Source organism: Marmoricola sp. RAF53 (genome assembly GCF_052114005.1).
Lineage (GTDB): Bacteria > Actinomycetota > Actinomycetes > Propionibacteriales > Nocardioidaceae > Marmoricola.
Map to the genome: position 1 here is coordinate 1 of NZ_JBFRDX010000022.1, position 12,059 is coordinate 12,059.

At 71.5% G+C, this 12,059-nt stretch carries 16 protein-coding genes and 1 pseudogene; 9 read left to right on the forward strand and 8 right to left on the reverse strand.

Annotated elements, in window-relative coordinates:
* The 5 genes and pseudogenes from AB4Y76_RS16860 to AB4Y76_RS16880 all read left to right on the forward strand — a co-directional run.
* Positions 1–191, forward strand: a pseudogene (locus tag AB4Y76_RS16860) (hypothetical protein); the annotation flags it as partial.
* A gap of 353 nt (positions 192–544) precedes the next feature.
* Positions 545–970, forward strand: a complete 426-nt coding sequence (locus AB4Y76_RS16865; protein WP_441927346.1) for an Hsp20/alpha crystallin family protein — start codon at positions 545–547, stop codon at positions 968–970.
* Between the two features lie 100 nt (positions 971–1,070).
* Entirely contained in the window at positions 1,071–1,496 is a 426-nt protein-coding gene (locus AB4Y76_RS16870) for a hypothetical protein (protein ID WP_441927348.1), read from the forward strand.
* A gap of 32 nt (positions 1,497–1,528) precedes the next feature.
* Positions 1,529–2,527, forward strand: a complete 999-nt coding sequence (locus AB4Y76_RS16875; RefSeq protein WP_441927350.1) for a hypothetical protein — start codon at positions 1,529–1,531, stop codon at positions 2,525–2,527.
* A gap of 115 nt (positions 2,528–2,642) precedes the next feature.
* Positions 2,643–2,924 carry a MerR family transcriptional regulator gene (locus AB4Y76_RS16880; protein ID WP_441927352.1) on the forward strand — a complete coding sequence of 94 codons (282 nt, stop codon included), beginning with the start codon at positions 2,643–2,645 and terminating at the stop codon, positions 2,922–2,924.
* Here the strand turns inward: AB4Y76_RS16880 and AB4Y76_RS16885 are convergent, their stop codons facing one another.
* Positions 2,925–3,290 (reverse strand): STAS domain-containing protein, encoded by a 366-nt coding sequence (locus tag AB4Y76_RS16885; RefSeq protein ID WP_441927354.1) that lies wholly within the window; start codon positions 3,288–3,290, stop codon positions 2,925–2,927.
* 311 nt (positions 3,291–3,601) lie between these two features.
* Between AB4Y76_RS16885 and AB4Y76_RS16890 the strand changes: the two genes are divergently transcribed.
* The gene (locus tag AB4Y76_RS16890) at positions 3,602–3,745 is read left to right on the forward strand and encodes a GPGG-motif small membrane protein (RefSeq protein ID WP_441927356.1); all 144 of its coding nucleotides are present in this window, start codon (positions 3,602–3,604) and stop codon (positions 3,743–3,745) included.
* A 90-nt stretch (positions 3,746–3,835) separates the two neighbouring features.
* Here AB4Y76_RS16890 and AB4Y76_RS16895 read toward each other — a convergent pair whose 3' ends face one another.
* From AB4Y76_RS16895 to AB4Y76_RS16915, 5 genes are all read right to left on the reverse strand, one after another.
* On the reverse strand, positions 3,836–4,366 hold the full coding sequence (locus AB4Y76_RS16895; protein WP_441927358.1) for a flavin reductase family protein: 531 nt from the start codon (positions 4,364–4,366) through the stop codon (positions 3,836–3,838).
* 13 nt (positions 4,367–4,379) lie between these two features.
* Positions 4,380–4,676 carry a DUF4235 domain-containing protein gene (locus tag AB4Y76_RS16900; RefSeq protein ID WP_441927360.1) on the reverse strand — a complete coding sequence of 99 codons (297 nt, stop codon included), beginning with the start codon at positions 4,674–4,676 and terminating at the stop codon, positions 4,380–4,382.
* A gap of 28 nt (positions 4,677–4,704) precedes the next feature.
* Positions 4,705–5,694, reverse strand: coding sequence for a TIGR03557 family F420-dependent LLM class oxidoreductase (locus AB4Y76_RS16905; RefSeq protein ID WP_441927362.1), 990 nt, complete (start codon positions 5,692–5,694; stop codon positions 4,705–4,707).
* Positions 5,691–8,021 carry a catalase gene (locus tag AB4Y76_RS16910; protein ID WP_441927364.1) on the reverse strand — a complete coding sequence of 777 codons (2,331 nt, stop codon included), beginning with the start codon at positions 8,019–8,021 and terminating at the stop codon, positions 5,691–5,693. The genes AB4Y76_RS16905 and AB4Y76_RS16910 overlap by 4 nt, the downstream gene beginning before the upstream one ends.
* 81 nt (positions 8,022–8,102) lie before the next feature.
* Positions 8,103–9,089, reverse strand: coding sequence for an iron-containing redox enzyme family protein (locus AB4Y76_RS16915; protein ID WP_441927366.1), 987 nt, complete (start codon positions 9,087–9,089; stop codon positions 8,103–8,105).
* Positions 9,090–9,215: 126 nt separating this feature from the next.
* Here AB4Y76_RS16915 and AB4Y76_RS16920 point away from each other — a divergent pair, with 126 nt between their 5' ends.
* Positions 9,216–9,851, forward strand: a complete 636-nt coding sequence (locus AB4Y76_RS16920; RefSeq protein ID WP_441927368.1) for a methyltransferase — start codon at positions 9,216–9,218, stop codon at positions 9,849–9,851.
* Here AB4Y76_RS16920 and AB4Y76_RS16925 read toward each other — a convergent pair.
* Positions 9,771–10,076, reverse strand: coding sequence for a CDGSH iron-sulfur domain-containing protein (locus AB4Y76_RS16925; RefSeq protein ID WP_441927370.1), 306 nt, complete (start codon positions 10,074–10,076; stop codon positions 9,771–9,773). The two genes, AB4Y76_RS16920 and AB4Y76_RS16925, sit on opposite strands and share 81 nt — an antisense overlap.
* A gap of 84 nt (positions 10,077–10,160) precedes the next feature.
* Here AB4Y76_RS16925 and AB4Y76_RS16930 point away from each other — a divergent pair, with 84 nt between their 5' ends.
* The gene (locus AB4Y76_RS16930) at positions 10,161–11,339 is read left to right on the forward strand and encodes an alcohol dehydrogenase catalytic domain-containing protein (RefSeq protein ID WP_441927372.1); all 1,179 of its coding nucleotides are present in this window, start codon (positions 10,161–10,163) and stop codon (positions 11,337–11,339) included.
* 28 nt (positions 11,340–11,367) lie between these two features.
* Complete coding sequence (locus AB4Y76_RS16935; RefSeq protein WP_441927374.1) at positions 11,368–11,538, forward strand: hypothetical protein; 171 nt, start codon at positions 11,368–11,370, stop codon at positions 11,536–11,538.
* Here AB4Y76_RS16935 and AB4Y76_RS16940 read toward each other — a convergent pair.
* Positions 11,532–12,053 carry a CinA family protein gene (locus AB4Y76_RS16940; protein WP_441927376.1) on the reverse strand — a complete coding sequence of 174 codons (522 nt, stop codon included), beginning with the start codon at positions 12,051–12,053 and terminating at the stop codon, positions 11,532–11,534. The two genes, AB4Y76_RS16935 and AB4Y76_RS16940, sit on opposite strands and share 7 nt — an antisense overlap.
* Positions 12,054–12,059 lie beyond the last annotated feature (6 nt).

The window sequence follows — 12,059 nt, forward strand, 5'->3', positions numbered from 1 at the left end:
TGACCCGCCCGCTGGGCGCGTCGATCGGCGACTACCTGTCCCAGCCCAAGGCCGACGGCGGCCTCGGCCTGGGGACGACCGTCACCAGCTTCCTCTTCCTCGCCGCGATCCTCGCCCTGGTCACGTTCCTGACCGTGACCAAGGTCGACCGCACCGAGGAACAGGTGGCGCGCGAGCTCGACGCCGCCTGATCCCCTAGGAGGCGGCTCGCCGCGCGCGCAAGGCCGGCGGGGGCAGGTGGGTTGCCACGATCCTGCCCTCGCCGTGCCGCGTGGTCTCCCCGATCAGACCGGCGGATCCCGACGGTGTCCGTGCGAGGTGAACTCGCCGAAGGTGAGCCCGCCGACCTCGAGTCGGTCCACCGTCCGCCGGGCACGGAGCAGCGCGGCATGCTCGTTGCAGACGCACTGGCGCCGGAACTCGGCATCGCGTACCTCAGGTGACAGCTCACGTCGCCCCTTGATCCGATGTACCGCACGTGCTAGATAAAACCTATGGCAGCCATAACAGATATGGCTCCCCCACGAGCAAAGGAGGATTCGTCATGTTGCTGCGTACCGCAGACCCGTTCCGAGAGTTCGAACGCCTGACCCAACAGCTCGCCGGGACGACCAATCGTCCTGCGGTCATGCCGATGGACGCGTGGCGCGAAGGCGACGCGTTCGTGCTCGAGTTCGACCTTCCCGGTGTCGCGCGGGAGACCATCGACCTCGACGTGGAGCGCAACGTCCTGACCGTGCGCGCGGAGCGACTGGCTCCCAACGGCGACTGGGAGACGTTGGCCACCGAACGCACCCGCGGCCTGTTCAGCCGGCAGCTCGTCCTCGGCGACAACCTGGACCTGGAGCGCATCGACGCCGCGTACGCCGACGGCGTCCTGCGCCTGACCATCCCGGTCGCCGAGAGGGCCAAGCCGCGCAAGATCGAGGTCCGCACCGAAGGCGAGAGCCGGGCCGCCCTCACGTCCTGACCTCGTCCGACCAGGGCCGGCCTGCTGGGGGCCGGAAGCCCGTGCTCCCAGCAGGCAGCCCTCCCGTCCGACACCCGACCGACTCCGTTGAGGAGACGTCATGTACCCCTCGAAGGATGCCCGCGAGCTCGCCATCCTGTTGCGGATCAGCCGCGAGCTCGACATCGTCGGCGACATCAGCGCCACCGTCGACAACCCCTCGGAGATCGTCGCCTGGTCCAACGTCCTGGCCCGCCCGGACATCGTCGCCTGGCGAGCCCGCGACTCGGGACACCGCTACCTCCAGGTCACCGCCGACCACCGACGAGCACCGGTGCGTGGCCGGATCACCGCGGTGCTCCACGGCGAGGCCCACCTCAGATTCTGGAACGCGCTCGGTCTGGGCGAGCTCCGTCCCGGCGACCGCCAGGAGCTGACTCCACGCGCACTGTCCGCGGCCTGGTCCGACATGCCCCTCGCCCCCGCCGAGACGGACGTCGGCGAGCACGCGCTCATCGACACCAGCGAGACCAGCGCCCAGGCCTGATTCCCCGGGACCGTCGTGGGTACGGGGGCACCATGAAGTCCCTCCAGGTCGGACTCGTGGCCGATCCCGCCTCGCCCACCCAGCTGGCGCACCGGCTCCAGGACCTCGGCCCACCGAAGGGCGAGCACCACGGCGACTGGGACATCGAGGTCCTCAGCGAGCCGTTCACCACCGGCTGCGAGGACGTCGACACCGCATTGGCGCGCCTGGGCGACCAGGCTGACCAGCACGAGTGGGACCTCGTCATCGGCCTGACCGAGCTTCCCCTGCGCGACGACGACGGCCGCTACCTCCTCATCGAGGCCGACCCGGAACAACGGACCGCCGTGGTCTCGATGCCCGCGCTCGGCGGACTACGCGTGCACGCGCGCACCCGCCGCGCGGTGCGCACGCTCGTCGGTGGCATGGCCGACCCCGCCTCCGGGGACGAGCACCGCGTGCCACTCCCCCGCCTCGGCGGACGCGCGCGGCTGCTCGCGGGGATGGTGCTCGCGAACCGGCCCTGGCTCCTGGTGCCCGGGCTCAAGTCGGCGCTCGTCGCGGCCCTGGCCACCGGAGCCGTCGCCACGATCAACTCCACGGTCTGGCTGCTGGCAGGCTCCTTGTCCTGGTGGCGCCTGGTGGTTGCGATGTTCGCCTCCGTCGCCCTCGTCGTCGGCTGGCTCGTGATCGACGGCGAGCTGTGGGACCGCCCCGACGACGACTCCGCGGAGGCTCGGGAGAGGTCGCGCCTCTACAACATCTCGACCCTGGTCACCCTCACCGTCGGAGTGCTCATCTGCTACCTCGCGCTCTACGTCGTGAACCTGGTCTGGGCGCTGTTCGTCCTCGATCCCGCCGTGATGGGCGGCTACCTCCACGCTCCCCGCGGCTACGGCGATCTGTTCGTGCTGGCCTGGTTCGTGGCGTCCGCGGCGACCGTCGGCGGGGGCCTCGGCAGCGGCCTGGAGTCCGACGAGGCGATCCGCGCGGCGGCGTACTCCAAGCGCGAGGAGGAGCGTCGCAACCGTCTCGCCCGGCGACGGAGCTAGGGACGGCACCGGGAACCGCGATCTGCCGGCTCGTGGACACACCGAGGCCAGACCTGTCCTGGCTGATGTAGATTTTTTGCGCACGGCCGTCCGATCGAGATCACGAGGTGCGTCGATGACCGCCAGCTCCACACCGGTCTACGCGATTTCGGTCGCGGCCGAGCTCGCCGGAACGACGATTCCGAACCTCCGCGCGTACGAGCGCCAGGGGCTCCTGAGCCCCGTGCGGACCGACGGCGGCACGCGTCGCTACAGCGGCGACGACGTCGCTCTGCTCCTGCACATCCGCGAGCTGCTCGACGCCGGGCTGAACCTCGCCGGTGTCCAGCGCGTGCTCGAGCTCGAGGCCGAGGTCGCCGGCCTGCGCGCGAGCCTCCTCCGGATGCGGGGGCGCTGACTAGGGGTTGCCGGCATGCTCCGACCCGAGCGTCGCTCGCCAGTCCGCGAGTGACGGATAGGTCGTGAACACCTTGGTCAGGCCGGTCTGCTCGAAGACTCTCGTGACCTGCCGGTTGCCGAGGACGATGGCGAGTCCGCCCTGCAGGCCGTGCGCGCGACGCCGCGCGCCGACCAGGGTGCCCAGGGCCGTCGAGTCGATGAAGGTCGTCTCGGTGAGGTCGACGAGGATGTCCGCCGGCCCGGCCATGAGGAGCTCCTGGATGCTGTCGCGCAGCCGGGTGTGGTTCGCGAGGTCGAGCTCACCGCAGACGGCGAGGACCTCGGTCCCGTCGTGCGTGGTGTGGGTGATGGCAACGTCGTACACGTTGGTTCCCGCCATGAGTTGCTGTGCGCCGACTGTGTGACGCAGGCGAAACCTAACCGATGTCGTCGGCGCAGGAGGGCCGAACCGCCGAAGCCCGACGTCGGCTGACCGGACACCGCGGACCCGCACTGCTCCCGGGGTGAAGGGCTGCGACCGGGGTCACACCGGGTCGCGGTTTGAGCCCGCGGGCACTCGGGAATCTTCGACCCCGCCAACAGCGGCTGTGCCGCCACGAACGGCGGCCGTCAGCGTCACTCACCACTCGGCGTGGATCCTCACGCGCGCCGGGACATGCAGAAGGGACTCCTCAGGTGCTCTATTTCCTGCTCTGGCTCATCGCCGTCGTCCTCGTCGTCACCGGCCTCGTCCGCGCATTCCGCGGGGACCTGCTGGTCGGCATCGCCCTGGTCGTCCTGGGCCTGCTCGTCGGCCCCGGCGGCGTGTCCATCTTCTGACCATGACGCGCCTTGCCTGGATCATCCGCACGCGGCTGGCCGAGCTGGTGGTGTCGCTCTAGCTACCCGGCTCGGCAGCCAGGACGCGCCTCATCCACGCCCGCCTTCCTCGGCCGGGTGCCCCGAATCGAGGTCCTGGACCTGGCTCAGCCGGAGCGGCACGAACGCCCGGCCACCGCGTGCTTCGACGACCCTTCCCAGCCAGCACGAGTGATCGACGGCGTCGACGTCGACGAGCGCGACGCGCTCGAGCACGAGGTGGTGCGGACAGTCACCCAGGAGCGGGACGTGGTGACGTCCGGGCGACCAGGTCACCCCGCTGAACTTGTCGACCACCTCCCCGGTCTCGCTGCCGAAGTGCGCGGCGAGGGCGTGGTCCTCCTCCGTGAGGAAGTGCACCGCGAGGACGGCGGCCCGCTGCGCCACCGTGCTCGTCCGGTTCGCGCGGGAGATCCACACGGCGTAGTGCTCCGGCCCGATGCCCGCCTGGCCGTGGAAGCCGACCAGGCATCCCGCCCGCTCGCCGTCGGCGACGGTGGTGACGACCACCATCGCCGGGTCGGTGCCCGCGATCAGCCGGTCGAAGGGGCGCGCGGGCTCCGGGCCCGTGGTGCCGGGCATCTCCCTGGGCACCTCAGTCCCCCGGCCACTCACCGGTCCAGCGCTCGAAGGCCCGGGCGCCGCCGCGGTCGATCATCGCCCGGACCACGGCGAAGATCGCGCCCTGGATGAACGCCGCGGCCAGCACCTTGCGGAGCCGGTACTCCGACTGCAACGGCTTGGGCGGGTCGTCGGAGGCCTCGGGGTCGAGCCGCTTCCAGACCTGCTGGAAGACCTGGCCGGCGACCAGCCCGCCGAGCAGGCTGGCGAGCAGGCCCCAGGGTCGGTAGAGGATCTTCGCGGTCTTGCTGGACTTCCGTTCCGGCCTCATCGTCGTGCTCCCTCCTCAGGTACGAATCTCACGCCGGACCGTTCGCCGGTCGCAGGTCGGCACGCAGCTTCGCGATCAGCTCCTTGCTCGCGACGTCCAGGAAGTCGTCCTGGTACCCGTTCCCGACCTGGACCAGCGCCACGTCGGTGAACCCCGCGTCGACGTACGCGCGGACGGCGGCGACGATGCCGTCCAGGTCGGGTCCGCACGGAATCGCGTCGGCGACGTCCTCCGGCCGCACGAACCGGCTGGCACCCTCGAACGCCGCCGGCCCGGGCAGCTCGGCGTTGACCTTCCACCCCGAGCCGAACCAGCGGAACTGCTCGTGAGCGATCCGGATCGCTTCGTCCCGGCTCGGCGCCCAGCAGACCGGGACCTGGCCGATCTTGCGCGAGTGCCGTTTCCCCCGGAACCCGTCCCAGACCGAGACCAGCTCGGCGTCCGGCTCGACGGCGATCAGGTCGTCCGCGAGGTCGGCGAACCTCTCGATCCCGGTCTCGCCCGAGACAGCCACGGCAATCGGTACCGGCCGGTCGGGAAGGTCCCAGAGACGCGCGGAGTCGACCGCGAAGTGCTTGCCCGGGAAGTTCACGTAGCCGCCGTTGAGCAGCTCGGCGATGATCACGAGCGCCTCGGTGAGCATCTCGTGCCGGACGTTCACGGCCGGCCAGGGTCCGACGACGTGCTCGTTGAGGTTCTCGCCGGCACCCAGTCCGAGGGTGAAGCGGCCGTTGCTGAGCAGTGAGACGGTCGCCGCCTTCTGCGCCACCACAGCGGGGTGGTAGCGGCGCGTCGGGCAGGTCACGTAGGTCATCAGCTCCACCCGGCGGGTCACCGCGGAGACCGCCCCCAGCACGCTCCAGGCGTACGGCGAGTGCCCCTGGCTCTCCAACCACGGGAAGTAGTGGTCGCTGATCACCTCGAAGTCGAACCCGGCCTCCTCGGCCCGCTCGGCGTACCTCACCAGGTCCGCGGGACCGGACTGCTCGCCCATCAGGGTGTAACCGATCCGTGTCATCGCGGCTCCCTCCCCGTTCGCGGCGCTACGAAGCGCTCCCAGACCCGGTGGGCACCGAGCAGGTCGCGGACGGCGGCGACCACCTCGACGGGGTCGCCGTCCGCCGTGACGCCGGGATCGGATCCTGCGATGTCCGCGGCAGCGAGCACCTCGACGCCGTCTGCCCAGGCTCCGAGGGCCTTGGAGTGCCGGTAGCACTCCTCGACCAGGAGCAGCACGCGTGGGTCGACAGCCGCCGTCGCGGCCGCACCGGCCTTGACGTCTCGCCCCGAGCGCGCGTCGGGCGCCGGCGGCGGCGACCCGGCCAGGAGGAGAGCGTCGAACTCCACCGACCTGCTCGCCGCGAAGGTGCGCTGCACCGAGGTGCCGTCCGCCAGCTTTCCGCCGCGCGCCGCGACGACCAGGGGAAGCATGCCTGCGTCCCGGACCGCCCGGACGGCCGACCGCACTCCGGCCAGGTCGGCCTTCGACGCCTCGGCATCACCGACGACGACCCCGACCACGCGGCCGTCGACGGGCCAGGTCCCGCCCACCTGCGACAGCGCCGGGCTCGGCCGCGCGTCGGCGGGCGGCGCGCTCGGCGCGGGCGCCTCCAGCCCGAGGCCGCTCGCCACCGCCGCGCACAGCTCGGCGTCGATCTCGGCCAGCGCCAGGAGCTGACGTTCCTTGATCGTCTGCTCGTAGCACTTGGCGAGCTCGAAGGTGTACGCCGCCACGATGTGCTGGCGCTCGAGGTCGCTCATGCTGAGCCAGAACTGACGAGGTTGGCTGTAGTGGTCCTCGAACGAGGCGGGCTTGGTCCGCTCCTTGACCGAGTCGGGCACGCGGACCGGGACGTCGAGGAACGCCCGGTCCCGGGCACCGGTGGCCAGGAACGGACAGCCCGCGTCCAGCGAGTTCGGCCGGTAGGGCGCCGTCCCCGCGTGGACGGCGTCCTGGTGGAACCCGTCGCGGAGCAGGTCGTTGACCGGTGCATGCGGCCGGTTGACCGGGATCTGGGAGAAGTTCGGTCCGCCCAGCCGGGTGAGCTGGGTGTCGACGTAGGAGAAGAGGCGCGCCTGGAGGAGGGCGTCGTTGGTGACGTCGATGCCGGGGACCAGGTTGCCGGGATGGAAGGCGACCTGCTCGGTCTCGGCGAAGTAGTTGGTCGGGTTGGCGGTCAGGGTGAGCAGCCCCACGGCTCGCACCGGAGCGATCTCCTCGGGAACGAACTTGGTGGGGTCGAGCAGGTCGATGCCCTCGAACGTCTCGTCCTCGTCGTCCTCGAAGACCTGGAGACCGAGCTCCCACTGCGGGTAGGCACCGGACTCGATGGCGTCGGCGAGGTCGCGACGGTGGAAGTCCGGGTCGACGCCGCCGAGGAGCTGCGCCTCCTCCCAGGTCAGCGAGTGCACGCCGAGCCGGGGTTTCCAGTGGAACTTCACCAGCGCCGTCTCCCCGGCGGCGTTGACGACCCGGAAGGTGTGCACGCCGAAGCCCTCCATCATCCGGTAGGACCGCGGGACGCCTCGGTCGGACATGTTCCACAGCGTGTGGTGCTGCGCCTCGGTGTGCAGCGACACGAAGTCCCAGAACGTGTCGTGCGCGCTCTGCGCCTGCGGGATCTCCCGGTCCGGGTGCGGTTTGCCGGCGTGGATGATGTCGGGGAACTTGATGCCGTCCTGGATGAAGAAGACCGGGATGTTGTTGCCGACCAGGTCGAAGGTTCCCTCGGAGGTGTAGAACTTGGTCGCGAAGCCGCGGGTGTCCCGCACGGTGTCGGCGGAGCCACGTGACCCGAGGACGGTGGAGAACCGCACGAACACCGGAGTCTCGACGTCGCGGCCGAGGAAGGCGGCGTCACAGACCGGCTTGGCGTTCCCGTAGCCGACGAACACGCCGTGGGCACCAGCGCCGCGCGCGTGCACGACCCGCTCCGGGATCCGCTCGTGGTCGAAGTGGGTGATCTTCTCGCGCAGGTGGTGGTCCTGCAGCAGGGTCGGACCCCGGGCCCCGGCTTTCAGGGAGTGATCGGTGTCGCGGAGCCGCGCACCCTGGGTGGTCGTCAGGAACCGGCCCTGCTGGGCGACCCGCGCCGGGGCGACGTCGGTGCTCTCCCCGGTCGCGGTGCGTCGTTCCGGTCCCGCCTGGTCGGGCTTGGGCCGCAGCGGGGTGACCGGCTTGGTCGGTTCCGCCAGGCTCGGCGGCCGCGGTGCCGGTGCGCCGGGGATCGCCGACGGCGGACCGCCCTCACGGACCGTCGTCGCGCGGGCCGCTTCGCTCGCGCGGGTGACGGCGCTGCTGGCCGCCTTCTTCAACGCCTTGCCGGGGTCCTTGCGGTTCGCCATCGGTTTCCTTCCACGGGGAATCATTCGGCTGATCACGTCACGGCGTGCGGAGGGCCCTCCTCTGTCCGGGCCTTCCTCTGGTCAGGCCGCCGGTTCGCGGGGAGGGGTCCGCGCGGCCCGGGTCCCGCTCTCCCAGGCCTCGAGCAGGCGCGAGCCGGAGACCTCGTCGAGCGCGACGCACGCGGCAGCGCCGAAGAGGATGTCTCGCTGGAGGGCCGGCTCGGTCCGGGCCAGCGACCCGCACAGGGAACGGGCGGCGATCTGCTCGTGGACCGCGTCGGCCTCGACGTGCTCGTCGAAGTAGCGGACCACGGCCGGGCCCAGCCCGAGGCGCTCGGCGCCGCCCACGATGCGGCGGCACGGGAGCGAGCTGGTCATCTCGAACGCGGCCAGGTGACCGGCGCAGGCGCCGCGCAGCCGGCGGTGCAGCCCGAACAGGGACATCGCGTTGTTCACGGCGAGGACGTCGGCGGGAGCCTGGTCGACGTAGTACCCGTACTCCGCAGCGAGGCCGACCTCCTGCAGGGCGTCGGCGTAGAGGCGCTGGTGGGACGCTTCCGGACGCCCGGCACCGAATTCGTCGTAGCAGAGCTCGGCCAGGGCGACCTTCGCAGGGCCTGAGATCCGGGGCAGCAGCCAGGTGTGCGCGTCGGTCTCCTTGAGGTGGTAGACGCTCCGCAGCGCGAGGAACTCCAGGAACTGCTCCAGGGTCGCGTGGCGCTGCAGGAAACGCGCCACCGACGGGCCCTCGGGCTCGGTGATCCGCTCGAGCCCGGCGACCAGCGTCGGGCAGCCCGACGCGTCGTCGACCAGGCCCTGGGTGAGGTCGCGGAGCTCGGCCTCGAACGGGCCCTCGAGCTCGGCCCTGATGTCGAGCAGGCACGGATCCCACTCCCGGGCCGGATCCACGTCGTCGAAGCCCCGGTAGTGCAGCTCGTACGCCGCCCACAGCACGATCTGCCGGTCTTCCTCGTCGGTCGGAGCGTGGAAGGACGGCACTGCTCGGTCGCGGAGCAGGGCGGCGAAGACGTCTTCGCTGAGCTCGCCGCGCGGCTGCGGAAGTTTCACGGATCCTCTGCCCTCTCTCTCGGGACTGTGGGAGTACCCCGCGCTCCGGTGGTCATTCGGGGTCGGCAGGAGGATCAGGACGTCCCGGCACGACTGACCGCACCCCGAACCGGGTAGAGGCGGTCCATGTCGACGAGCGCATCCGCCGGGACGTCTGCCCGCAGCCTGCAGTTCGGCCCCCTCACGATCGAGTACGACGCCACCGTCCTGGAACCGCGCGCGTGGACCGAGATGCAGGCGACCTGGGGATCCGAGCTGCTGGCGGGCCTGCCCCCGGGTCCGGTCCTGGAGCTGTGCAGCGGGGCCGGCCACATCGGCCTGCTCACCGTCCACGGGCACGACCGGATGCTGGTCGCGGTCGACTCCGATCCGGCGGCGTCCGCCTGGACCCGCTCCAACGCCGACCGGAACGGGATCGACGTCGACGTGCGGGCGGCGGACATGGCGGTCGCCCTCGGAGCCGAGGAGCTCTTCCCGCTGATCGTCGCCGATCCCCCGTGGGTCCGGCACTCCGAGGTCGGCACCTTCCCCGACGATCCCGTCGGCGCGATCGACGGCGGTCCGGACGGTCTGCGCCTGGCCCGGCGATGCCTGCAGGTCATCGACGCACACCTGACACCACGCGGCACCGCACTGCTCCAGCTCGGGTCCGAGGATCAGGTCGACCGGCTCGACGCCTCGCTACGCCTGACCGACCTGGTCGCGGCCGAGCTGCGCACCGCTGCGGGGCGCGGGGTCGTGCTCCGGCTCGTCCGGCGCTGACCCTCGCCGGGCCACCTTGTGCGTGCCGTCGCACCACGGAGCGCGCTGCGAGAACCCGCACACGCAGATCGCCACGACCGGGCGCGACGGCGTGACCCGGCGACCGTCCGCGGTCTCGACCTCCTCGAGCCCGCGTGCCAGGACCGGGCCACCGGGAACGATCTCGAGCCGGAAGCCGGGCTGGGGGTCTCCCTCGGAGGCGGCCCACCGCCGCTCATCGGTCACGATCACTCCCCTTTCGCCGGTGCGCTCCCGAGTACTACCCGGGAGAACTGATTCGAACCCCGACCGAGGGGTACCGCTGACCCCATGAGAGCTGTCACCTGGCAAGGAACACGTGATGTCCGGGTCGAGGACGTGCCCGACCCGTTCTGCAAGGAGCCCGACGACGTCGTCATCCGGGTCACCTCGTCGGGACTGTGCGGGTCCGACCTGCACCTGTACGAAACCCTCGGGCCCTTCATGACCCCGGGCGACGTCGTCGGCCACGAGCCGATGGGCATCGTCGAGGAGATCGGGGCCGAGGTGACCGAGCTGAAGGTCGGCGACCGCGTCGTCGTACCGTTCCAGATCGCCTGCGGGCACTGCTTCATGTGCGACCGGGGGCTGCCCACCCAGTGCGAGACCACCCAGGTCCGGGAGCACGGATCCGGCGCCGCACTCTTCGGCTACAGCAAGCTCTACGGTCAGGTCCCCGGCGCGCAGGCCGAGTACCTCCGCGTCCCGCACGCCAACTTCGGACCGATCAAGGTCCCGGAGGGCCCGCCGGACGACCGGTTCCTGTTCCTCTCCGACGTCATGCCCACCGCGTGGCAGGCGGTGGAGTACGCCGCGGTACCCGACGGCGGCAGCCTGCTCGTGCTCGGACTCGGCCCGATCGGCGACATGGCCACCCGTGTCGCCGTGCACCGGGGCTACCGGGTGATCGCCGTCGACCTCGTCGACGAACGACTGGCGCGGGCCCGGGCCAACGGCGTCGACACCATCGACCTCCGGGAGGTCGACGACGTCGCGGAGGAGGTGCGCAGCCGCACCGCGGGGCGCGGCACGGACGCCGTGGTCGACGCGGTCGGGATGGAGGCGCACGGTTCGCCGCTCGCCGCGCTCCTGCAGCGCGCGACCGGCCTGCTGCCGCGCGGACTGGCCGCGCCGCTGATGCAACGCGGCGGCATCGACCGGATGGCCGCGCTGAACACCGCGATCGACGCCGTCCGCCGGGGCGGGACCATCTCGCTCGCCGGCGTCTACGGCGGCCAGACCGACCCGCTGCCGATGATGACGCTCTTCGACAAGCAGGTGACGCTGCGGATGGGCCAGGCCAACGTCCGGCGGTGGGTCGACGACCTGCTGCCGCTGGTGCTCGACGAGGACGTCCTGCGTACCGAGACCTTCGCCACCCACCACCTGGCCCTCGAGGACGCCCCCAGCGCCTACGCGGACTTCCAGAACAAGGCCGAAGGCACCGTCAAGGTCGTCTTCCGTCCCTGAACCCCGCACGGTCCGAAGGAGACAAGCCATGAACGACCCGAAGGACAGCGACGCTCACGACAGCGCCATGAAGGCCGACGACAGCGCGCCGAGCCAGGACACCGAGCTGCCCGCCGACCCGGAAGAGGCCCTGCCGGACGAGCGCGTCGGGCCCACCGTGGAGCACCAGGCGGATGCCAACGGCGGTCAGCCTCACTGACTCCTGACGGCCGGGCGCACGCCGGTCGTGAGCGCCCGGACCAGGCTCCGCAGGCAGGCGTCCACGGTGCCGTCGAGCACCTCGCCGGGAGACCCGGCCAGGTGCAGCTCCTCGACCGCCGCGGACTGCCCGCGTCGGGCCACCGCGACGAAGACCGTCCCGGCCGGCACACCCTCGTCCGGACCGGGCCCGCCGACGCCGGTCGCGGCCACCGCGACGTCCGCTTCGAGGAGACGCAGCGCCCCGTCGGCCATCTGCACGGCGCACGAGGCACAGTTCACCGGTCCGGGTGTCACCCCCAGCACCTGGAACTTCACCTCCGGTCGGTACGCCACCACGCCACCGGAGAACCACGACGAGGCGTCCGGCCCCGAGCCGAGGGCCGAGGCGACCCGGCCCGCGGTCAGCGACTCGGCCACCCCCACCCGGAGTCCGGATCCGGCGGCGAGATCTGCCACCTCCCGGATCACCGTCGTACCCGGCTCGCCGCGCGAAACCCGTCTCCCGACGTCCATCAGACC

What these genes read in the sequence shown, in the direction of transcription:
- AB4Y76_RS16865 (WP_441927346.1), top strand. Translation starts at nt 545, where the DNA reads ATGTTGCTGCGTACCGCAGACCCGTTCCGAGAGTTCGAACGCCTGACC.
- AB4Y76_RS16870 (WP_441927348.1), top strand. Translation starts at nt 1,071, where the DNA reads ATGTACCCCTCGAAGGATGCCCGCGAGCTCGCCATCCTGTTGCGGATC.
- AB4Y76_RS16875 (WP_441927350.1), top strand. Translation starts at nt 1,529, where the DNA reads ATGAAGTCCCTCCAGGTCGGACTCGTGGCCGATCCCGCCTCGCCCACC.
- AB4Y76_RS16880 (WP_441927352.1), top strand. Translation starts at nt 2,643, where the DNA reads ATGACCGCCAGCTCCACACCGGTCTACGCGATTTCGGTCGCGGCCGAG.
- AB4Y76_RS16895 (WP_441927358.1), bottom strand. Translation starts at nt 4,366, where the DNA reads ATGCCCGGCACCACGGGCCCGGAGCCCGCGCGCCCCTTCGACCGGCTG.
- AB4Y76_RS16900 (WP_441927360.1), bottom strand. Translation starts at nt 4,676, where the DNA reads ATGAGGCCGGAACGGAAGTCCAGCAAGACCGCGAAGATCCTCTACCGA.
- AB4Y76_RS16905 (WP_441927362.1), bottom strand. Translation starts at nt 5,694, where the DNA reads ATGACACGGATCGGTTACACCCTGATGGGCGAGCAGTCCGGTCCCGCG.
- AB4Y76_RS16910 (WP_441927364.1), bottom strand. Translation starts at nt 8,021, where the DNA reads ATGGCGAACCGCAAGGACCCCGGCAAGGCGTTGAAGAAGGCGGCCAGC.
- AB4Y76_RS16920 (WP_441927368.1), top strand. Translation starts at nt 9,216, where the DNA reads ATGTCGACGAGCGCATCCGCCGGGACGTCTGCCCGCAGCCTGCAGTTC.
- AB4Y76_RS16930 (WP_441927372.1), top strand. Translation starts at nt 10,161, where the DNA reads ATGAGAGCTGTCACCTGGCAAGGAACACGTGATGTCCGGGTCGAGGAC.
- AB4Y76_RS16935 (WP_441927374.1), top strand. Translation starts at nt 11,368, where the DNA reads ATGAACGACCCGAAGGACAGCGACGCTCACGACAGCGCCATGAAGGCC.
- AB4Y76_RS16940 (WP_441927376.1), bottom strand. Translation starts at nt 12,053, where the DNA reads ATGGACGTCGGGAGACGGGTTTCGCGCGGCGAGCCGGGTACGACGGTG.